Here is a 21,238-nt window from a genome sequence, read left to right on the forward strand (position 1 = left end):
CTCCTTATACTATTCTTAAAGTACGTGGAGCGTTTTTCCCGGTAAGGTCAATGGTGTGGACTGCGCATGAAACGCAGGGATCATAGGACCTGCCGATATGAAGGATGTTAACCGGATTGGTGTAATCGACGCCAAGAGCATTGTCTACGGCATTGATCTTTGCCCCTATAAGGGACTGCTCAAGAGGACCGGGCACACCTGCACCATCTCTCGGGGAGAGGTTCCAGGTGCTCGGGACCACGGGCTGATAGGTAATAACCTTAGAGTTGCTGTCGGTAGAGACCCAGTGCCCGAGAGCACCGCGCGGAGCTTCCCAGAGACCCATGCCTTCGGAATTCTTTGCCATTGAAAGGTCGGTGTCAACAGCGATCTTGCCGTTAGGGTCATAATCGACAGTTACCCACTTAAGGAGCTCATTTGCGATAATGGCTGTTTCCTGGATGCGGGCCATCATTCTTGTGTAAACGTTAGCCGCAGAGTAACCGTTCTCGTTAAAGGCCAGAGCAAGTCCGGTCACAAGAGGCTCTTTAGCTGCAAGCATACGTGCAAGAGGTCCGACTTCACAGGGAACTCCGTCATATCTCGGAGCCTTATTCCAGGTGTACCTGCTCTCGGAACCCTGATCGAAGCGGATTGCTTCAGGATCGGTAAACGGATTGGTCTCACCTTTTGAAGGATGGACATCAGTTGTGTCTTCATAGAAGGCGTGAGCAACACTCTCGGTAATCTTGCTTGCATCAAAATTCTGATATTCGAGGCTTCCGGTTACCACGCCTGAAGTCAGGAAGCGGTCTCCTGCAGGGCTGTTCGGGTCATATCCGTCCCCATTATCAGGGTTGTAGAACCCACCATATGAAAGGAAGGCGATCTTGGAAGGGTCGCTGTATCCGCCGATTTTGTCATGTTTGAGGCTTGCAGGAAGGTCAAGAAGGGTCTCTCCAACAAGTTCGGAACCGAAGGCAGCATAGAATTCCGCATCTCCCCAGCCGGCTTCTCTACTGAAGTCGTTTGAGTCTACGGATTTGTCAACAAGGCCTTTGAGGTGTTCAACCACAAAATTTACAGCTTTCTGAGGGGAGCTTGCCTTATAGGTGTTTTCAATCCAGGTATCGAATGGAACTTTCAGAGTGTAATTCGAAACAAAGTCCATGACCTGAAGGTAGTAAGAAGAAAGCTTGCCAATATCTGCCACATTCGGCTTGTAAGTATACCCGCCCGGATAGGAAGTTACCTGATGAGGCATTTTTCCGCCGATGACTGCAATGGCTTCCTGAAGACGTTTCTTTTCAGGAATTGCTGCAAGGTAGGAAGAGCCTGCAGGTATAGCTTCCCCATCGATCTTGTAGCTGATAGGGGCAAACCTGCCAACCATTTCTTTCCAGACTGCGTTTCCGGTCTCTCCGAGGGGGGTGAGGACATCCCGGTATGCAGGGTTTGCAAGGTCAGGACCCCAGAGAATATAGATATGGGTAGCATGGCTTGCAATAAAGTTCAGAGCCTGATTGATGTTTCTTGCTACAAGTGCATCTTTCGGAACGGTGTCAGCCACGCCGAAGAGCTGGTCAAGGGCGTTGGCAGCTGTGAGGGAATGGGAAGTCGGACAGACACCGCAGATCCTCTGGACAAGAAGGGCTGCGTCTCTCGGGTCCTGGTTCTGCAGCATTCGTTCAAAGCCTCTAAACATGAGGCAGGAGCTCTGGGCATCGGTTATAATGCCCTCAGCATTTACTTCAGTGGACAGGCGAAGGTGACCTTCAATCCTGGTTAAGGGGTCGACTGTAACGTTTACCATTTTTTATTCACTCTCCTTTCATTCTCCGAACAGCATGTACCCCTGCAACTACGGTAGCAGCACCGACTGCAGCTTTGGATAATGTGTCAATATTTGCCCCAAGAAGCACGCCCTTGTCTTCAGCTTCAACATAGAAAGGTCTTGCCGAGTCCGGGAAGCCGGGTTCAACACAGGCAATACAGGGAGAGCCTGCCTGAGTACACATGCTTACGGAACCATTCCAGCGGCGAATGGCACAGTCTGCGTGAGAGTAAGGAGCTTTACAGCCTAATTTCCAGAGGCATTTTTCTCCGCCAATCTGCTCGTCGAACTCTCCACGGTCATAGTAACCGCGGCGGGGGCAGTTTTCATGCACTGTGTGGTCAGTAGGGAAAAAAACAGTGGGTCTTCCATACTTATCAAGGACGGTATCCAGGTCGTCAGGAATCTTAATCTTGTTAAGGATTACCGCACCCAGGGTAAGGAGAATCCAGTCAGGGTGTGCAGGACATCCAGGGATGTTAATTACAGGTTTGTGAATGCCAAGCTCTGTGAGCATGCCTTTTGAACTGTCTTCCTTTGTAAAAGCTACTCCCCTGTAATCCAGAACATCGGAAACAGCGCTGCTTGCACAGGTAATTCCTCCATAAGTGGCACAGGTTCCAACTGCAAGGATAGCATTTGCACGTGTTGCAGCTTTTTCAAAGAGTTCTTTAAAAGTCCTGTTCCCGATAACGCAGTAACGCCCCGAGCCGTCCGGACCGTTTGCAATTGCACCTTCCACAACAAGGATATAGTTGCCTTCTTCGATAAGTTCGTCAACTAAAAGCTCGGAGTTCAGTTCAGAGGTGTTTACAGGCTTGCCGTCGACAAATAGCCCCTGCTGGGCGAGGAGAGTCTCATGGTAAGCAATGTTAACATTGAGCTTGCTGATTGCCTGGACAATATCAGGATTGCCCCCGTTTAAAATGGATTCGGAACAGCCGGTGCACTCAGCACCATGAAGCCAGATAATCTTTGTCTCTGCAAACTCAAGCGCACTTACAATCTCTGTTTTATAGGTGCCGAGAAATGTAGTTGCACCAAGCACGCCTACAGCCTTCATGAAAGTACGCCGGTCTAGTTTTAAAAAGTCTAAACTATCCAGTGTACGGATAAGATTCTTCATTCCAGTACTCATCTCTACCACATCTTGTTTTTTACCCAAATTATATGTACGAAAGAAAATCTTAATTTTAATTTCCACTGAAATTATATAAATGAGTATATAAATATACCGATAATGTTTTCAATGAGGGAATAGTATTTAAGGTTTTTTACACGATGTGATAAATATATTAATACGGTAGATGGAATTTTTTTAATAAACATAAAAATATAATAGTTTGTTTAAATAAATAATCCATCTTAACATACATGATAAACCGGTAAAAGACACTTTAGCAGGACCAGCTAACCTTAAAGAAAAAAAATAATTCCCTCTTTAGAGGAATTCTCTATCCAGAAATTCAAGATGAAATGTAAAAATAGGACTTGAAATCAGAGATTTGTATGACAAAATATGAAGAATCAATACAAAATTAATAAGCCTCCAGAGAAAACAAAAACCATTTACAATACGGGAAGGGAATTTAATAACAGGAGTAAACTCACGACAAGCATAATGTATGACTTATCCCCTGTCAGGTTCCACAAAAAACTGAACCTCTTATTTTCACAGTTATTCCCTGAGGAATCCCTCTATTTATTGTTAACCTACATATTAATAACTCATCAACCCGTAACTATACTCTCAGCCTCTAGATGTACCAAGCCTTGAACCCGTACTTTAAGCCTCATGTACTTGATAATGAGCGGCTTATACTTGTGTTCTTATCTATTTTCAGATGCAGTATCAAGATACCTGTATCCTCAGTTGATTAACCTCTACTTTCGTACTGATTAATGTTTCCCGATTGATCGTTTTTTGAATTATGTAAATCCACACATGGAGCCTTAATCAGCCGTGTACGCAGAACCGTGCTCATTTCTGCATTATTGTCAACCATGCCAATGACAATTTATTAGCACCCTCATTTTTGAAAAAAGTGCATAAGGAAGTTTTTAAAGTAAAGAAACGTTTTAAAAAAAATAGCTTTTTTTATATGAAAACGTTAAGAAAGGGCTTAAAATATTAATAATTTGATACAAATATTGGATAAAAACGCCCATAAATAGTCAGAACAGATTTTAGAGTATTATTATCAGAGTTTCCTGGCCTGCTCTAAAATAAGAGCAAAAAACATGTATAAATTTTGAAGGTGAAATTAAAAAACAAAAAGGATATAAAAGAGAACTATACAATTGTGCAAAATAAAATTACTAATATACTTATTTTTATAAAATCCAGTGATTTAGTTCCCGTATATCCCCGTATACCACATTAGTATACTATATTTTCATACTATATTTTCATACTATATTTTCATACTATATTTTCATACTATATTTTTAGTATGCCATAATAAACCCTGTATATTAGCTGCATTCGTTTAGTCATAAGAAGTAAGGGCAGACGAAAAATAGGAGCGGTTAGGGAAGGTAAGTTCCTCATCAATCATTAACCTCAGAATTATAGCCTTGATAAAAGTCTTCTCAAAAGAGCTCATTAAACTGAACCAAATACTAATTCTCAAAATATTAATTCAGATATCAGTTAAATATCAATTCAAGCATCATTCAAATAGAATTCGAGCATAACTTCAAGTATCAATTCAAGTGTTAATTAAAGCACTATTCAAAATCAATTAAAGCATTATTCAAAATCAATTAAAGCGTCGTTCAAGTATTATTCAAATAGAATTTTTAAGTATCAATTCAAATGAAGAGTAATTGCATTAAAACCAGTCCTCTTAAAAAACAGTCCTCTTAAAAGATTGTTCTTATTGGACTGTTTTAACTGAAAATAGATTTCGTATTACCAGATTTTGAAAAGAAAAAGAAGAGAAAAGCAGGAAAGAAAAACAGTAGAGGTAATATGTGTATAGCTATTCCTGGAAAAATTAAGGGCATCGTCAACGAAAACACTGCCACGATTGATATGGGCGGGATATGCAGAGATGTAAATATGGACCTGCTCGGAGGTGCCAGTGAATCTCTGCTCGGGAAATATGTCCTTGTCCACGTTGGGTACGCAATATCTGAAATCTCGAAAGAAGAGAGTGAAGAAACCATGCGCCTGCTCAGGCAGATATCAGGCCTTGAAGATTCAGATATCTTTGAAACGAGGTTCTCCGAAGAAACGGACGCTGAATGAAATGGAAAACAAGGACTCTTCTTTAAAGCCCGCTCTACCTGATCTTGAAAAAAAGCTTCTGGAAAGGATTTACGCTTCTGAAACTTCACTCCGCATAATGCATGTCTGCGGCACTCACGAAAGGACCATATCAAAATACGGGCTCAGAAGTGTGCTTCCGCAGAATATGGAAGTCATAAGCGGTCCCGGATGCCCGGTATGCGTCACCCCCGAAAAAGACATTGACATTGCAATTGCCCTTGCAAAGAGTGGAGCAGCTGTAGTCACTTTTGGGGATATGATGAGGGTCCCGGGCTCGGTAGAAAGCTTGCTGGATGCAAAGTCTGAAGGAGCAGACGTAAGGATGGTCTACAGCATTGATGATGCTGTATCCCTTGCAAATAAAAAGCCTGAGCTTGATATTGTTTTTTTTGGAATAGGCTTTGAGACCACAGTTCCTGCAAATGCAGCTGCCCTCCTAAGGAATACACCTGAAAACTTCAGCCTACTTGCCTCCCAGAAGCAAACTCCTCCTGCAGTAGAGCTTCTTGCCAGAGATGCCGAAGTTGATGCTTTTATCGCTCCCGGGCATGTAGCAACCATTATAGGGACAAAGCCCTTCGAACCTCTTGCAGAAAAAGGCTTTCCTGTTGTTGTAAGCGGGTTTGAGGCAAGAGACATCCTGCTAGGAATAAATCTGCTCCTGGAGCAGGCAGAGAAAGGAGTCTCAAGAGTTGACAATGGATATCCGAGGGTTGTAAAGGCAGAGGGGAACAAAATAGCCCTGAAACTGATGAATGAAGTATTCGAAACCTCGGAGTCCGAATGGAGAGGCATTGGCAACATAGAGGGTTCGGGGCTTGTTCTCAGGAGAGAGTATGAGGAGAAAGACGCCTCAAAAAAGCACGAAGACCTTTATGCCGCTTCCCTTTCAGAGATTAGAGCTAAATCGGACAGAAAAGATAAGAAGCGCTGTATCTGTGCAGCTATCCTCACAGGGAAAGCAAAACCCTCCCAGTGCCCGAGCTTTGGGAAAGACTGCACCCCTAAAAATCCGACAGGCCCCTGTATGGTCAGCCAGGAAGGTATGTGCTATAACTGGTTTAGATACTCGCGGGAAGGGGGAAGCAGGTTTGCATGAGTATTCTATAGCCTGTGAGATCTTTGAGCAGGTAATAGCAACTGCAGAAGCTCACGAAGCCCTGGAAGTCAGGCATATAATCCTGGAAATGGGGAGACTTGCTCATACAAATCCGGATCAGTTGAGCTTCTGTTTTAAGGCAATTGCAGAGGGGAGCATTGCCGAAAATGCGGAGTTTGTCGTAGAGATGATACCACCCTCCCTGGAATGTGAGTGCGGATACACAGGCACTGTGGACGAAACACAGATCGGAAAAGATGGGGAACTCCGAAGCGAACTTCTGGAATACATAGCAGCGCTTGAATGCCCGGTATGCGGAAGAAATGCTCGCATCACAGGTGGCAGAGAGCTGATTATAAAAAGCATTGATATTGAGACAGAAGTAGAAAAATAAACTTCAAAGCAGGCAAATATATAAATGTGGTAAAAGGTAGCAGGTTTATAAAATATACTTATAAAAAATCCACTTAAATACCCGCTAAAATTCACAATAGATTCACTAAAAATTCAACTCGAAATTCAACTAAAAATTCAACTAAAAATTCAACTAAAAAACTTCATTCAAACATACATACCTGGACATACATCCTGCTCCACAAAGTTGAATTCAATACCAATGAGTGATTTTCCATCAAGATAACCAGTAACCCCGAGTGATGTTTATGTTAATGCATGTAATCCACATGGGACACGATGTGTTCAAGGCAAATGACAAAATCGCCGAAAAAAACAGGAAGGCTCTTGACAAACATGGAGTCTTCTCAGTCAACGTTATGGGAGCCATCGGGTCAGGAAAGACCACTCTGATCGAAGAGGCTGTCAGGCACCTCAAAGAAAAGTACAGAACAGCGGTAATCGCAGGTGATGTTATCGCAGAGATGGATGCTTCACGCTTTAGAAAACTCGGGGTGCCGACAATCCCTGTAAATACGGGAAAGGAATGCCACCTGGATGCAAAGCTGGTGGAAAAAGCCCTCGATGAGATCGATCTTGAAAATACGGACCTTCTTATCATTGAAAATGTAGGCAATCTGATCTGCCCTGTGGACTTCAAGCTTGGAGAACATCTCAGGGCAGTTGTGGTGAGCGTCACTGAAGGAGACGACATCATCCTGAAGCACCCCATGATTTTCAAAACTGCAGAACTTGCAGTCATAAACAAGGTTGACATTGCCCATGCAGTTGATGTTGACGCCGAAAAAATGAGGGACGACATCCTCTCCTTAAACCCTGACGTGCCGGTTATCCTAACATCAAAACACGACTGGGATAGCCTTGAGACCTGGATAAGCTTTATTGAACTCGGGCTCAGAAGAGCACAGGAAGCTCAGAGAAATTAAGCCGATTCAAAGCGATTCAAACGCTGATAAAAGCAATTCAAACGCTGATAAAAGGAAAAGGAGACCGGACATGAAAGCCAATACTATTTCCCTGGAGCACGGGGCAGGCGGAGAAGTAATGCAGGCGCTGATAGGGGAGATTATCCTTAAGAACTTCCATAACAAAAGCGCAGGCTCGATAGGGCTTGACAGCCTTGATGACGGGTCTACGGTCAGACTTGAAAACTTTAACCCTGCCTCCGAACTTGTGCTGACAACAGACAGCCATGTGATAACTCCTGCTTTCTTCCCGGACACAAATATAGGACGCTTGGCGGTTTCAGGCACCATTAATGACCTCACTGTAATGGGAGCAAAGCCCCTTGCCCTTACCTGCTCAGTCATAATCCCTGAGGGCTTTCCAATCCATGAGTTTGAAGAGATAATCAAAACAATGGATAAAACCGCTGCTGAGGCTGGAGTGCCCATAATTACAGGCGATACCAAGACCATGGAAAAAACCGCCCTTGACTCAATCATCCTGAATACAGCTGGCCTCGGCATAACGGACAGCCCTGTAAGGGACTCAGGCCTGAAGCCAGGAGACCGGCTCCTTGTCACTGGCACTATAGGCGACCACGGGATCTCTCTTATGGCTCACAGGGAAGGCTTTGACTTCGATACCGATCTTGTCTCGGACTCCGCACCCCTCTGGAAACTTATAGAGCCAGTCCTGAAAATAAAAACACCGGAAGGAAAACCGGTAGTTACAGCTATGAAAGACCCGACTCGGGGCGGGCTTGCAAACGCCCTCAACGAGATGGCATCAAAATCCGGGGTTGGAGTCATGCTTGAAGAAGACCTGATCCCCTTCAAGCCCGCAGTCACTGCAGCCTGTGAAATGCTGGGCCTTGATCCCCTTGAAGTGGCAAATGAAGGAAAAGCCGTCATCGGAGTCAAAGCCGGCTTTGAAGAAGAGGTTCTTTCGATCTTGAAGCAACATCCCTACGGCAGGGACGCAGCTCTTATCGGAGAGGTTACTGCAGAAAACAAAGGAGAAGTAATCCTCAGGAACCGCTTCGGCGGCATGCGTTATGTGGACGTCCCGGCTGGAGATCCGATTCCCAGAGTATGTTAAGAGGGAAGGCTGCCGTTAGATCAGACAGCCGCCTAGTTATCTCAAAAAGGTGCAATTAGGATTCCTCCTTCGCCCTTCTGGAGAAATACTTACCTTAACCCCGGAAACCATTTTTCAATTCACAGGCGATACGTGTCTCCGCCAGCTTGTCTGGCGGCCCTTCAAAAAAAGAAAGAGAAAGAGACCTAAATAGAGCATTTTTTCAGGCATCTAATTCTTTTTTATTTACTATCATACTGGGTTTTTCGGTTGTTTTTATTTGCGGGTTTTTATTGGTTCCCTCTTGGTTTCTTACAGGCTCCCTCGATCGCTTTTACTTAGGGCTTTTCTCTTTTTTTATGTCCTCTATCTCTTCTTTTTCTCTTCTTTATTATATTTTTAGGAAAGCCACTCTCCTTTGTCGAACGTGACAGAAACAACCCGGTATGGTGAATAAGGTTGTACTGATCATAAATATTTGAATAAGTCGTCCGAGCAAAGTTCACTACTAAAACTTATAAATTAGTCCTCTTGAGCGAAACGAAGTGAAGCGAAAAGGACCGCGTACTCCGAGGCGCAATTCGGGCGAGGCGCAATTCGGGCGAGGCGCAATTCGGGCGAGGCGCAATTCGGGGCGAAGAGGACGCGGACTCCCGGGGCGCAATTCGGGCGAGGCGCTTTTGGCGATAGCGGTCATTACATACCTCGTTTATAATTATGCGATCTGAAGTGAGAACTATTTTTAAGGCTGTAGAAAGAAGATTCCATGCATGGAGCTAAAATCGAGAAACGATATAAATAATGCCAGGCGAGAAAGAGAGTAGATAAAGAGAAAAAATAAAACCTGGAAAAGTAGAGTGATAAAGATGATAATACATTTTAAAGGGAAGAGCCCGAAGATTGCTGAAACGGCTTTTGTTGCGGATTCTGCAAACTTAATCGGAGATGTTGAGGTAGGGAGTTTTTCAAGCATATGGTTTAATGCCGTGCTCCGGGGAGATCAGAACAAAATAAAGATTGGAAACACGACAAGCATCCAGGACGGCGTGGTGATTCATGCAGACCCTGAAAACGGAGTTCAGGTCGGCAATAATGTGTCAGTAGGGCATGGGGCTGTGCTGCACGGGTGCAGAATAGAGAATAATGTGCTTATCGGCATGAATTCGACTGTGCTGAACGGAGCAGAGATAGGGGAAAACTCAATTGTCGGAGCAAATGCGCTTGTACCTCAGGGGAAGAAGTTTCCGGCTAACAGCCTCATTATCGGAGTCCCAGGCACGGTAAGAAGGGAAACAAATGAGGCAGAGGTTGAAGCCATAAAAGAAAATGCTGAGGAGTACGTAGAGATGGCAAAAGAGTATAGAGAAGAGATGAAGAAATACGCCTTCGCAGCATCAAACTCAAAGACCTGAACAGGAGGAAACCAGAGAAGAAATAGCAGGATTAAAAAGGGGAAGAGAAATGCCAAAAATAGACTTTAAAAAAGAAAATAAGGAACTTTACAACCCATCTGCAAAAGAAGTTTCAATTTTAGATATTCCTGAAATGAATTATCTAATGATAGACGGGAAGGGAGACCCTAATACATCAAAGGAATATCAGGAAGCAATAGAAGCATTATTTTCAGCGTCATTTAAGATAAAGTTCATTTCTGCAAAAGAGACATCTCAGGACTATGTGGTAATGCCTCTTGAAGGGCTCTGGTGGGTTGAAAATACGGAGGACTTCAGCATTAGGATAAAAGCAACTGGAAATGGATAGCAATGATAAGGCAGCCCGACTTTATCACGAAAAATATGATGGAAAAAGCCATAGAAGAAGTGGAGAAAAAGAAAAATCTTCCTGCACTTTCCAGGATAAGGTTTGAAAGCCTGCATGAAGGCTTATCAGCCCAGATAATGCACCTTGGCCCGTACTCCGAAGAAGAACCAATAATAAAGAGACTACACGGTTTCATTGAAGCGAATGGCTACGAATTTGACGGGATCATGCCCGGTGAAAAGCACCACGAAATATACCTGAGCGATGTATGCAGGACAAAACCGGAAAAGCTTAAAACCATTATAAGGCAGCCCATAAAACAGAAGAAAAAGAAATAATAATGTCCAGATACTTTAAAAGCGGCAGACACTTGAAGCATCCTTAAATTGAAAAATAATAAGTAAAAACTTATCCATTCTGTAGAAACTGACTATGGAAGCTAACTTTTTACGGTTTAAACTGCATTCGAAAGAACTCAAAAAGGATTCCGGGAAGTAAGTCAGTGAGCAGGATTCAGAAACAAACCTGTTAAAGGACATGATTATCTAAAGGGAGTAAAAACGATGGAAAAAACGCATTCCGAACAGTCCGATACAACCGCAAATGTTCACTCGGTAGCTGATATAACTCCCGGATACGGAGTGGAAGAAACCAGGCACAAAAGAAAAAACCCGGCTATTGCAGCATTATTATCTCTAATAATTCCAGGGCTCGGTCAGGTCTATGCAGGAGACCTGTATAGAGGATTTGCACTGTTCGCCGCACTGGTAGTCAGCCTCTGTTTGATAGCTCTCATTATCGGGTTTTTCTCATTCTTCGCTACATGGATATTTGCAATATCAGATGCATATAAGATGGTTAAAAAGCAGAATAGTGGAATTGAAAAGAGAAGAAATGGGATTTCTGCGTGATCTGATACGCATATTTTATAATACCCATATTTGACAGGTTCGAAATCAGCTTCTCTTTTTCTATTTGATGATGAAACATGGCCAATATACCTGTTTTTTCAGATCTGGTCAGCAATATACTAACGGACTCTGACCGGGTCCTTAAATATTTTATCTTCATTATTCTTCATTATTTGATATTTCATCATTGTTTATTACTCTTCACCGATCTCTTTTCTGAATTCTATGTAATCTCGTTCGACTTCTTCAAGTTCGTATTCCATTTTAGACCTCCGTTTTAAAGTTATAGCAATTGAAGTTTCTTAAATAAAGCTTACATTTATCTTCTATTATAGGAATAAGGTAACCTATTTCCTATTTTATATTATAAATAATTTTCCATCAATGGAGATTATCTTTACAGGAGCTATCATATTATATGAAAAATCATGGCTTGCAGATCCTCAAAAATAGCCACCGGAATGTGAATGAGAGCTGAAATATCGAGTCTCACTCAACTAATTGACATTGTTGAAAAATAATTAAATCTTATTGTCGGCAGGTTTTCATTTGTGCCACAGTAGAAGTTGTTTGTAACATAAACAACAGGAGCAGGAATGGTATTAGCGTATCGATAAGCGGAAATTATGGCACAGCTGTTATTTCCCTGCTTGATGCTTATTTACACTTCTTCTACTTTTTCGATTTCATCCGGCAAAAGCACCAGCTGTTTAGAATTATTATTTTTATTCACAAATTCAACTTCATAGGTTTCATCTGGCTCACGAAATGCAACCACTATGGAACCGACATCTCCTTTTTTAATACATTCCTCAGGAATGTCCTTCTTTACTCTTACAACATCCATTTCTGAAAACTTCACGTTAATCACCCCCCTTAACCCACAAAGTTGTTGGTATTGAACTATCAGGTTCCACTTATATAGGGATATGGTGCAGGGCTGGACAAAAATCCTGTACCCAGGGCGAAAATACCTTGCACCGTAGTACATCAGCGACAGTAGTACATCCTGCACCGTAGTATATTATCCCTGTATCATCATCATTTTCCTGACCTGTGAAACTGTATTTCTCCAGACCGCCTGACCTGAACTGGCCGTATGGGAAGTAATCGGTGCATTCGACCTCAAGAACATTCTCACCAACCATCAGGGAAGTGCTGCCGAGGTGGTCGGAAAGGTAACTTTCGATACCTTCAGATGTTTCCTTAATAACCTTGATTATAAAAATAATCAAAGGGGATTATAAGCAATAAAAAACTCCGTAAAGGGTAGATTAAAAGTGTTCCAATAGATCCAGGATCAAGAAGAAAGTTTTAACAATAGTTTATAAAAAGAGAGTATGAGGGTGCGGTTCGAACGCACGAATTCCTACGAAACCAGGTACTCAACTTTGTCGTATTAATGACGTAAGGTTTTTCAAAAAATATCCGAACGAATATTACAAAAAGATAGGGGTAAATTCAGGAAGGTAATAATAAAAAACAAGGTATTTAATGAAGATATTGGACTATTATTCGGGTTGATAGTCTTTGTCCGGGAAGAATCTCTTCATGGAATTTCATTAAACTGATTTACTCTTTCTACCAGTTCCAGCCAGTTAGCACAATCCTCCCTATCTTTGAGTAACCGGGACTGTCGGCTTTTTCCCGGTTCACCAATGATATCGACAGCATAAACGCGATAGGCGCTGCTTAAAGCGCCGATGTTTGGGAACCACATCGTGGAGCCTGTGACAGTAGCATGCAGCACAAGCAGTGGTGCGACCCTTTCGATCCGCTCGTGATGACATGGGTAGTTCCGAATCCGGTCATTACATCATTTTCTTCAAAAGGTACTGGCCAAAGTTTCAGGATCGCATCATAAGCTGATACATACTCAGCTTCACCTTTTGAGCTTTTGAAAGAGGCTAGTTGGCTGAACATTGTAAAATCTTCATTCCTGGTAGAATCGCTTGAGAAGGCAAACAGAATCGGGTCTTGATATTTCTCCGAGGTATTGGACATGGACAAAGTTATTACAAACCTGGATCCATGCGTCGCCCGTCGAACCCTTGAGACGATCTGATATTATGAAAGAATAAATTATGAAAAAATATGCAAGAAATAGCGACTCGCCAATGCGCTGCTTCTCTTATTCTCAACGAGTTCATCATTGCCGGGAACAAAATAAAAAACCGGACTAAGCCGTAATTATACAGGGGATGGAATTTGAACCCAGGAACTCCTAAGAGAATAGGCCATCAACCTGGCGTTTTGACTTGGCTTGTGAAGCCCATCTCGAGATAGCAAATGAATAGACATTAAGATCTTAGTATAAACTTTATTATAAATTTATTCTGAAAAAAGTATTTCTGTAAAAAAGCATTAAATTTGAAGCTAATATATTAGAATTTAGTGCGAGGGATGGGATTCGAACCCACGAACTCCTACAAGACTAGGCCCTCAACCTAGCGCCTTTGACCTGGCTGGGCAACCCTCGCATTTCGATGTAATTTTCGATGTAATAAATGAATTGGTTTTAAGGACTTATTATAAAATTTTACATAAAAACATATTGAATTTAAAGTACCAATATTAATTCAATGTTAAGAAATCTGGTGCGAGGGATGGGATTCGAACCCACGAACTCCTACAAGACTAGGCCCTCAACCTAGCGCCTTTGACCTGGCTGGGCAACCCTCGCATCCTGTTTTCCTTTTAAATTCCGGCGCGCCTTGCGCCTTGCACTTCCTCACAATATCATGGATAATATATAAACGTTTCGAGTCATGAGGAACGCTGGTAATAATTGATAGAATAACCCGCAGTAAACGGAGTAATTCCCAAGGTGTGCGGGTAGAGGAAACTCCCCGGACAGAGAGCTTTCCGGGGCCAGAAAGGAATAAATTTTTGGCTCCGGAAAAATTGGTTTGAACCACAGATGAAGCTGGGTTCAGAGCTGGTTCAGAATTGCCAGAAGACCTTCGGCTTTGCCCTTAACCACGTTTGTGGCGTTAAGAACAAGATCTTTAGCTGTATATGAACCATCGGACTCCATGGTAAAAACAAAAGCGTTTTCGTAGAAGTCCACTTTTATAGCGTTAATGTCGCATACCTGCTCACAGAGCCTGCAGAGGGAACACCTTATGACGTCATCCTCAGCAACCCTTGCTCCGGCCTCTTCAACCCTGATAATGCTCTTAGGACACTCTGCTGCACAGTGCCCGCAGGCATCGCAGTTTTCAATGGTTATAATAGGCACGTTTTTGTAGCCGCAAGCAACGCCTGCCTGCCATTTTACGCTGTCTCTGCCGTAACCCATATGGGCGATAGCCTCGAGTACAAGCTTCTGTCCTTTCTTCAGCTCAACAATCGGTACATTAGGATCTGCTGGCTGGATTTTAGGGTCAGAAGAGATGAGGTCCCGTGAATGAACAATCCCGGGTCCTTCTGCACTGAGGGTCAGGGAGACCTCGCAGGCAGGGCAGCCTTCTCCTCCGCAGATTTCGCACTCAGCCTGAGGCATATACGTCTCTATATCCGTTACAAGCGGGATTAAGGAGAGACGGAGAGCCAGCTGTTCATCATAGAGCACGGAGGTGTTGTCATAAAGGTTTACATACTCAATTGCAAGAGTGGGTACATCGGCGATCATGGCACGCCGGATGCCGTTAGCAAAAGCCGTGGTTGCCTTTGACAGCACAAACTTTGCGGATCTATCCGATAACTCCAGAATGTCTACTTCCATCGTCATATACCTTAATTCCCCTTAATTTTGAATACATTAAAAAAAGAGAATTTTGAAGAATTCTCTGAATAATTCTCTTTATACACGCCTTCCGCCTTTCGGACGGGTGCCGTCGTGCGGGACAGGAGTAACATCTTCGATCCTGCCAATGCGGATTCCTGCTCTCGCAAAAGCCCTGATTGCAGCCTGTGCACCGGGTCCGGGGCTTCTCTGCTTGTTTCCTCCAGGAGCTCTTACCCGGATGTGAATGCCGTTGATGCCCTTGTCCCTGAGCTGGTCAGCAAGCTGGCCTGCCATCTGCATGGCAGTGTAAGGAGAACTTTCGTCCCTTGCAGCCTTTACGACCATACCACCAGAGGACTTTGCAATGGTTTCAGCCCCGGTGATATCAGTTACTGTGATAATTGTGTTGTTAAATGAGGACTTAATGTGAGCTACAGCCCATTTCATATCTGCCATGTTTATCTCCTCCCGCCTCTCTTCTTCCTGCCGCCGCCTCTCTCAGGGGGCTTTTCTCTTGCCTGCTTTGCCTCGGCAGCAGCCTTAAGGGTTGTTGCACTGTCTGCAAGGAAAGATGCGACCTGGACAGGCCTTTCAGGGTGAGCTTCACTAATAAGAGGGGAGTTCCCGTAATACCCGATATGCATCTCATCATCCTTTGAGACCAGCATTCCCGGAATTGTAGCCTTTCTTCCGTTTATTGCAATGTGGCCGTGAGTGATGAACTGGCGTGCCTGGATAACGGTCCTGGCAAGCCCGAGACGGAGAACCTGGGTCTGGAGCCTCCTTTCAAGGATATTTTCAGTCTTTAAAGAGAGAATATCGTCAATATTGGCGTCAGATTTTATAATGCCGTAACGGATAAGCTTGGAAAGAATTTCTTCGGACTGGGTCCTGTAGTGTCCTTCAAGCTCTGCTTCCTGCCCACCAGCGACGCGTGCAAGAAGTTTTCTGGCTTCGGACCTGTACATCCTGAGCATACTTGCTGCTTTCCAGACTTCCCTTTTGTTTCTGAGGCCGTATGCCTTCACGAGCTGGACTTCAGCTGCCATCCTGGCTTCCTGCCAGGGATGCTTGGGAGTCTCGTAACTTTTACTTTTTTTACCTGGATATGCCATTTCAAATCACCTTAACCGAAAAATTACTTCTTCCTGCTCACACCAACAGTTGATCCGCGGCGGCCTGTGGATTTTGTCCTCTGTCCTCTGACCTTAAGGCCTCTCTCATGCCTGAGACCTCTGTAGGCACGAACCTTCTTCAGGTTGTTAATGTCTTCCCTGAAAGTCAGTACGATATCCGTTCCGAGCAGGTGCTTGTCCTGTCCGGTGACCAGGTCTTTTTGCCTGTTAAGCATCCAGGTAGGGACGATATCCTCAAATCTTCCGATTGTAGTGTCGAGTTTGGCTACTTCCTCATCCGGAAGGTATCCAAGTGTAGCAGCAGGGTTAACGCCTGCGCTCTTTGCAATAAGTATTGCAGTACGCCTCCCGATTCCGGGAAGACCTGTAAGAGCATACTGTACGGGCTTTGCCCCCTGCAGGTCGGTATTCATAATCCGAACAAGATGCCTTAGTTCTTCTTTATTGTTTTCTTCTGCCATGTATTTCCTCCATTGGAGTGCATACAGCATCCTGTAGCCCCTGATCGAATACCCTGAAAGAATACACGAAAAACTCAGGAGCAGCTCTCAAAAGGAGCTTCTTTACAGCATATACTGATGAGTTCTTTTACATGCAGCTGCCAGTATATAAGGATATCTGCGCTCGCCCCCCGCTGAAAGTGAATGTTCGGAAGGACTGATAGATGTTAACTGGAGATTTTTGAATAAGGAGAAAATGTGAAGAAAAAGGATATGTAATTAAAATTAAGCTAAAATTGTCATGATATGATTTCTCTATTGTGAACTTAGGAGAAAAAACTATGTTTCAGAGGGGAAATTGATTATCACAATTTAAGAAGGCAGCTGTAGTTTAACCTTTTTTCCTTTTTGTGTACGCATACCCGCGAAAAGATATAATTTATCCTCTTGAAAATCGCTTTTTCTGGCGATTAAAAGTAACCAGTGTCCGGATCAGACATAAACTTATTTAACCTGGCCATTGCAGTACGCATTTTTTTAAACCCGCACTTCATGTAAAATCCTTCCCGCCCGGGAACAGAATACAATATTATATTCTCAACGGGCAATTTATCGCATAACCTGTCAAGCATTCCTTTTCCAATACCTTTTCCCTGATACTCGGGCAATACTACCATATCATAAATGGCTGCCTGATATTCACCATCGCAGAGAGCACGACACATACCGATTAGTCTGTCAGAATCACAGACAATTACAGCTGCATAACTTGCCTCGAATGCCCTCCTCAGTTGTTCAGGATCACGTTTTTGCTTACCAAGCGGGGCTCGCTTAAATAGTACAGAAGCTTCTTCCCAGTCCACTGCTTTCAAAGAGTTACTAAAAGTAATACTTGAGGTATGTGAAATATCCGCAGGAGAATCACTATTCACCATTGCTAGCTCCGAAATTACAAGCATCTCAGTTTAAAGCTATTTCACATTTAAAAAACAGAATTTGGACAAAGTCAACAGATTAAAGAAAAAACTGACGCCGAGGGGGAGATTCGAACTCCCGAGGGGCTAAGCCCCACAAGCTTTCCAGGCTTGCGCCCTACCACTAGACTACCTCGGCACAGAACTTATGGCACGACTTATACCATAACGGAATAGTGATATATAAATCTTATTCTAGGAATGCATAAAGAAGGAAGAATTGTAAAGGTTAGAGCTGAACACTCTCCTCTTTTTTAGTCCAACCTTTTGGATAAGTTCCTGCTTCCATAAGTACCCGAATAGGAGAGGCTGCAATACCTGCAGAAGCCTTGAGGATCTCCTGGGTGTTCATTTCAGACTTTGCAAGAGCCACAAGCTCACCTTTTAAGGTAAAGAGACCTGTAAGTTCCCCTTTAGTCAGATTGGCGTCCAGGCTTGTAATGCCAGGGACTGCCAGGGAAGCGCCCGAACAAACTGCATCTACTGCACTGTCCCTGAGGATAATTTTGGGGAGGTGGGATACAGCCGATTCCATTGGTCTTATCACCCTTCTCAGTTCGGACTCATCTCCCTCTTCCTTCCAGAACACATATGCGTCTTTAAGTTCATGAAGAGTGACAAGGGTTCTTTCCGTAAACGGCCCTGCTTTAGTCCTGCGAAGCCCCTGCATATGCCCGCCGCAGCCCAGAGCAAGCCCGATGTCATGACAGAGTTTCCTGATATAAGTTCCTGCCTCACACCCAACGCGGATAAGAACGGACGTGCCCTCAATTTCAAGCACCTCAATATAATAGATTGTCCTTACCCTTATGACACGTTTAACAGCTGATTTGATAGGAGGCATCTGGTAGATAGGACCTGTAAACTCCTCGCATATCTGGCGGACCATCTTCGGAGGCATAGCCCTGTGAAGCTTCAGATGGCAGATATACTCTTTTCCCGAAAGGCGCAGAGCAGGTACGGCTTTTGTAGCTTTTCCCAGCAGCGTGGGCAGAAGCCCTGTGACCTTGGGATCAAGAGAGCCAGCATGCCCTGCCGTATTCACGCCAAGTATAGCTTTTACCCAGGCTGCAACTTCGTGGCTTGTAGGTCCGCTAGGCTTGTCAACATTCACCACTCCTTTTTCGATATATTCAAGAATGGGGCGCTTTTCCGGAGGACAGCCGTACGATGGATTTGTCCAGGCGCCGGACTTCCGGACAAGGGTTCTTTCAACTTCGGCAGGCAGTTTGCCGGCGGATGACATGGTTTTTCAAAACTCCTGGGTTATGTTTATTGATTCAAATGGGTAATGCGTACAGATATAAATACTCTTTAGATCTGAATTTCTTTAGATCTGAAACAATCATATTTAAAGTATTCAAATAAATCAAAAATACCTGTAATAAACCTGAAGTCTCAGAAAAGTCAGGCAATTTAAAGTAAATAATTTACAGTAAATAATTTACAGTAAACAATTTTCAGTAAACAACTTCCGGTAAATAATTTCCAGCAAAGATAATTACGCCCTGTTCAAGTAATCACTGCAGGGAATGTGTCGTAACGGTTGCAGAGAGTTAACAGCACATGAATCGAGCAAATATCCGGCAAGAATCATAAATTGGTATAGATACATCATATCAGGGCACGGCAAATAAAACCCTGCGCTGATTTAAAGCCCTGCTCGGAAAATCCCCTGGAGAAATCGGCGGGCTGACGAGAATCACTCAGGCCCGATAAGAGAGTCAATAGCGACCCTGAGGATATCAAGAGTCTGGTACTGGTTCCATTTTTCAGAATCGATAACAATATCGTAAATTGATAAATCTGTAATATCAATCCCGTAATAGTTCTTATAACGGAGGGCTTCTGACTTTTCCCTTTCAACCGTTTTTTCCAGTTCTCCATCAAAGGAGATTGATTTTTCGCGCCTCTGGATACGCCTGACCCTTGTCAGCAATGGGGCTTTAATCCAGATTTTAAGCACATGCGGTACCCCTTGAGCCATATGGCCTGCAAGCCGGCTTTCGAGAATGATATTGTCCTGGGTATGGATAATGGATTTCTGGTTCTTATCGATGTCAAGGTCAATAGAGGGATTCCTTTCAGCCAGGGCTCCGAATTCAGCCAGGCTCATTCCTCTCTCCTTCGCCATCTTTCTGAAGATTTCACCCGAAGAGACCAGCTCAAGCTCATAATATTCGGCCAGGAGCCTTGAGAGGGTTGTTGTCCCGCTTCCGGGGAGCCCGCTCACTGTGATCTGCATTAGACCCCACCGATATTAAGTGCCTTCCTGATAAGCTGGCTGACCCCGAGAGAGGAGATAAAGTACCAGTAGATCCAGTGCTGGAAGGGACCAAAAGCTTTCGAAGTAAGCAGCTGCTCGCCCCAGAAGGGAAAGACCATGGTTGCAGCTCCGTGCCCGCTAATGTAATAATAAGCCCACATGAAGAGAGGAAGGGAGATGATACTGATATAAGCCATGGGCTTAAACTGCTGCTTGGACATCTTCATCTGGTCTTCCATCATCTCCTTACGCTGGTCTTCAAGCTTTTTCAGCATATAGGTATTCTGGGAAAGCTGTGCCTCCCGGAACTCCTTCTGAAAAACCTTCATGCGCTCCTGAGTATTTCTCATGAGATCCCAGTCAATAGTGTACTTCTGGATAAGAGATGCGTATAGGGCAGTGATGGCAGCCATAACTAAAAGGACCAGGTGGAAGTTGTTCTGTCCGACCAGCATGAGCACAGGGTCCATTAAAACGCCTACTGCTTCACCTACTGCCTGCCTGAAGTCCTGTCCAAGGATCATTATCCCGAACATAAGGGAAAAACCGAAAGCCAGCAGGAACCGGTCTATTTGCTTTTTTAATACCTCTGAAACCAAGTTGTCCTCACCATTTAAGGTTCAATAAATATAATTCTGAAATTTTGGATATGATCTTATGATTCCTTCAAACGAAGAATGAATCAGAGAGAATGAAGCCTGATAAAACATAAAGCACAAATAAACAAACTCTAAGGAGAGCCGTATTAAAATTGTTTACACAGGGTTTTCAGGATAATAAGTTTCGATGTATATATAAGTTCTACTATTCACTCGAAGTTTGATAGCGGCATTTTTCAATCTGGAAACAGAAAGATGCAGTATGGAAGAAGTCTATCTCAATACTCAATAACTTCAATCCCCGAAATCCGTCTAAATTCGAATCCTTCGTAATAATTTGCCTGCCCTGATAAAATATAATTATAGCCATCAATTTATCAAAAGTTCCTGCTGGTTTTCCATCGGAAAGCAACTGGCAGAGAATGAAGCAAAGATATCATTTTCCAGCCGGATTGCACTTCGTTAGCACGATCCTTTTTGGCAGTTTCGGTGGCTGTAAAGATTTCGAGGAATCATATTTCCGAAAATTAAGAGGCTTACTTTAAAGTTTTGGTTCACTGGGATGGAGAAGAATAAACGGAGAGGCTCTTAGAGATCACTTCCGGCAGGACCCATACCTCAAAGGTAAGCAATTTATTGTTTTCGCTTGTCCGGTGTGAACGAGTCGTTGAGGAAAAGTGTTGAAGCATCTTTTTTGAAAGTGCTGAATCAAAACATAGTTTTAAATAATTTCTCATAAATTATCATAAAAAAGCTTCGAAGCCTGAAAAGAGAGAGCCAGGTTCGGGATAGAAACTTC

22 protein-coding genes and 3 tRNA genes are annotated in these 21,238 nt (G+C 43.5%); 10 read left to right on the plus strand and 15 right to left on the minus strand.

Annotated features, from left to right (window positions below; all coding sequences use genetic code 11):
* Window positions 1–4: 4 nt before the first annotated feature.
* Both FXV91_RS14165 and FXV91_RS14170 read right to left on the minus strand, forming a co-directional pair.
* Window positions 5–1,792 (minus strand): nickel-dependent hydrogenase large subunit, encoded by a 1,788-nt coding sequence (locus FXV91_RS14165; protein ID WP_229391342.1) that lies wholly within the window; start codon window positions 1,790–1,792, stop codon window positions 5–7.
* A gap of 7 nt (window positions 1,793–1,799) precedes the next feature.
* A complete protein-coding gene (locus FXV91_RS14170; protein WP_229391438.1) occupies window positions 1,800–2,951 on the minus strand; it encodes a hydrogenase small subunit in 1,152 nt (383 codons plus the stop codon).
* Window positions 2,952–4,787: 1,836 nt separating this feature from the next.
* On the opposite strand from FXV91_RS14170, the gene hypC reads away from it, so the two are divergent.
* The 10 genes from hypC (at window position 4,788) to FXV91_RS14215 (ending at window position 11,294) form a co-directional block, all read left to right on the plus strand.
* On the plus strand, window positions 4,788–5,066 hold the full coding sequence (hypC, locus tag FXV91_RS14175; RefSeq protein WP_229391343.1) for a HypC/HybG/HupF family hydrogenase formation chaperone: 279 nt from the start codon (window positions 4,788–4,790) through the stop codon (window positions 5,064–5,066).
* A 1-nt stretch (window position 5,067) separates the two neighbouring features.
* On the plus strand, window positions 5,068–6,186 hold the full coding sequence (gene hypD / locus FXV91_RS14180) for a hydrogenase formation protein HypD (protein ID WP_229391344.1): 1,119 nt from the start codon (window positions 5,068–5,070) through the stop codon (window positions 6,184–6,186).
* Window positions 6,179–6,580 (plus strand): hydrogenase maturation nickel metallochaperone HypA, encoded by a 402-nt coding sequence (gene hypA / locus FXV91_RS14185; protein WP_229391345.1) that lies wholly within the window; start codon window positions 6,179–6,181, stop codon window positions 6,578–6,580. The genes hypD and hypA overlap by 8 nt, the downstream gene beginning before the upstream one ends.
* A 274-nt stretch (window positions 6,581–6,854) precedes the next feature.
* Complete coding sequence (hypB, locus tag FXV91_RS14190; protein WP_229391439.1) at window positions 6,855–7,526, plus strand: hydrogenase nickel incorporation protein HypB; 672 nt, start codon at window positions 6,855–6,857, stop codon at window positions 7,524–7,526.
* Window positions 7,527–7,596: 70 nt separating this feature from the next.
* The gene (gene hypE, locus FXV91_RS14195) at window positions 7,597–8,643 is read left to right on the plus strand and encodes a hydrogenase expression/formation protein HypE (RefSeq protein WP_229391346.1); all 1,047 of its coding nucleotides are present in this window, start codon (window positions 7,597–7,599) and stop codon (window positions 8,641–8,643) included.
* Window positions 8,644–9,167: 524 nt separating this feature from the next.
* Window positions 9,168–9,350: a hypothetical protein gene (locus tag FXV91_RS14200; protein ID WP_229391347.1), complete on the plus strand. Its 183-nt coding sequence runs from the start codon at window positions 9,168–9,170 to the stop codon at window positions 9,348–9,350.
* A gap of 138 nt (window positions 9,351–9,488) precedes the next feature.
* Window positions 9,489–10,034 (plus strand): gamma carbonic anhydrase family protein, encoded by a 546-nt coding sequence (locus tag FXV91_RS14205; RefSeq protein ID WP_229391348.1) that lies wholly within the window; start codon window positions 9,489–9,491, stop codon window positions 10,032–10,034.
* A 49-nt stretch (window positions 10,035–10,083) separates the two neighbouring features.
* Complete coding sequence (locus tag FXV91_RS19900; RefSeq protein WP_255680615.1) at window positions 10,084–10,383, plus strand: GyrI-like domain-containing protein; 300 nt, start codon at window positions 10,084–10,086, stop codon at window positions 10,381–10,383.
* A gap of 2 nt (window positions 10,384–10,385) precedes the next feature.
* Window positions 10,386–10,721 (plus strand): GyrI-like domain-containing protein, encoded by a 336-nt coding sequence (locus FXV91_RS19905; RefSeq protein WP_255680617.1) that lies wholly within the window; start codon window positions 10,386–10,388, stop codon window positions 10,719–10,721.
* A gap of 225 nt (window positions 10,722–10,946) precedes the next feature.
* The gene (locus FXV91_RS14215; protein WP_229391349.1) at window positions 10,947–11,294 is read left to right on the plus strand and encodes a DUF5683 domain-containing protein; all 348 of its coding nucleotides are present in this window, start codon (window positions 10,947–10,949) and stop codon (window positions 11,292–11,294) included.
* A gap of 661 nt (window positions 11,295–11,955) precedes the next feature.
* On the opposite strand, the gene FXV91_RS14220 is transcribed toward FXV91_RS14215, so the two are convergent.
* The 13 genes from FXV91_RS14220 to FXV91_RS14280 all read right to left on the minus strand — a co-directional run bounded on the left by FXV91_RS14220 (window position 11,956) and on the right by FXV91_RS14280 (window position 20,439).
* On the minus strand, window positions 11,956–12,156 hold the full coding sequence (locus FXV91_RS14220; RefSeq protein WP_229391350.1) for a DUF4926 domain-containing protein: 201 nt from the start codon (window positions 12,154–12,156) through the stop codon (window positions 11,956–11,958).
* Window positions 12,157–12,211: 55 nt separating this feature from the next.
* Window positions 12,212–12,529 (minus strand): hypothetical protein, encoded by a 318-nt coding sequence (locus FXV91_RS14225; RefSeq protein ID WP_229391351.1) that lies wholly within the window; start codon window positions 12,527–12,529, stop codon window positions 12,212–12,214.
* A gap of 1,160 nt (window positions 12,530–13,689) precedes the next feature.
* Window positions 13,690–13,774, minus strand: a tRNA-Leu gene (locus tag FXV91_RS14230).
* Between the two features lie 115 nt (window positions 13,775–13,889).
* Window positions 13,890–13,977: transfer RNA gene (locus FXV91_RS14235), tRNA-Leu, on the minus strand.
* A gap of 249 nt (window positions 13,978–14,226) precedes the next feature.
* Window positions 14,227–15,027 (minus strand): DNA-directed RNA polymerase subunit D, encoded by an 801-nt coding sequence (locus tag FXV91_RS14240; protein ID WP_229391352.1) that lies wholly within the window; start codon window positions 15,025–15,027, stop codon window positions 14,227–14,229.
* A gap of 72 nt (window positions 15,028–15,099) precedes the next feature.
* A complete protein-coding gene (locus FXV91_RS14245) occupies window positions 15,100–15,480 on the minus strand; it encodes a 30S ribosomal protein S11 (protein ID WP_011034088.1) in 381 nt (126 codons plus the stop codon).
* A gap of 2 nt (window positions 15,481–15,482) precedes the next feature.
* Window positions 15,483–16,139 carry a 30S ribosomal protein S4 gene (locus FXV91_RS14250; RefSeq protein ID WP_229391353.1) on the minus strand — a complete coding sequence of 219 codons (657 nt, stop codon included), beginning with the start codon at window positions 16,137–16,139 and terminating at the stop codon, window positions 15,483–15,485.
* A 23-nt stretch (window positions 16,140–16,162) separates the two neighbouring features.
* Entirely contained in the window at window positions 16,163–16,651 is a 489-nt protein-coding gene (locus tag FXV91_RS14255; RefSeq protein ID WP_229391354.1) for a 30S ribosomal protein S13, read from the minus strand.
* Between the two features lie 419 nt (window positions 16,652–17,070).
* On the minus strand, window positions 17,071–17,559 hold the full coding sequence (locus FXV91_RS14260; protein WP_229391355.1) for a GNAT family N-acetyltransferase: 489 nt from the start codon (window positions 17,557–17,559) through the stop codon (window positions 17,071–17,073).
* Between the two features lie 71 nt (window positions 17,560–17,630).
* Window positions 17,631–17,713, minus strand: a tRNA-Ser gene (locus tag FXV91_RS14265).
* Between the two features lie 90 nt (window positions 17,714–17,803).
* Window positions 17,804–18,820, minus strand: coding sequence for an RNA-guided pseudouridylation complex pseudouridine synthase subunit Cbf5 (locus FXV91_RS14270; RefSeq protein WP_229391356.1), 1,017 nt, complete (start codon window positions 18,818–18,820; stop codon window positions 17,804–17,806).
* Window positions 18,821–19,276: 456 nt separating this feature from the next.
* Window positions 19,277–19,819, minus strand: coding sequence for a (d)CMP kinase (gene cmk, locus FXV91_RS14275; RefSeq protein WP_229391357.1), 543 nt, complete (start codon window positions 19,817–19,819; stop codon window positions 19,277–19,279).
* Complete coding sequence (locus FXV91_RS14280) at window positions 19,819–20,439, minus strand: DUF106 domain-containing protein (RefSeq protein WP_229391358.1); 621 nt, start codon at window positions 20,437–20,439, stop codon at window positions 19,819–19,821. Before FXV91_RS14280 ends, cmk begins: the two co-directional genes overlap by 1 nt.
* Window positions 20,440–21,238: the final 799 nt, after the last annotated feature.

Origin of the sequence: Methanosarcina sp. DH2 (assembly GCF_020804225.1) — an archaeon.
In the GTDB taxonomy this organism is placed as follows: Archaea; Halobacteriota; Methanosarcinia; order Methanosarcinales; family Methanosarcinaceae; genus Methanosarcina.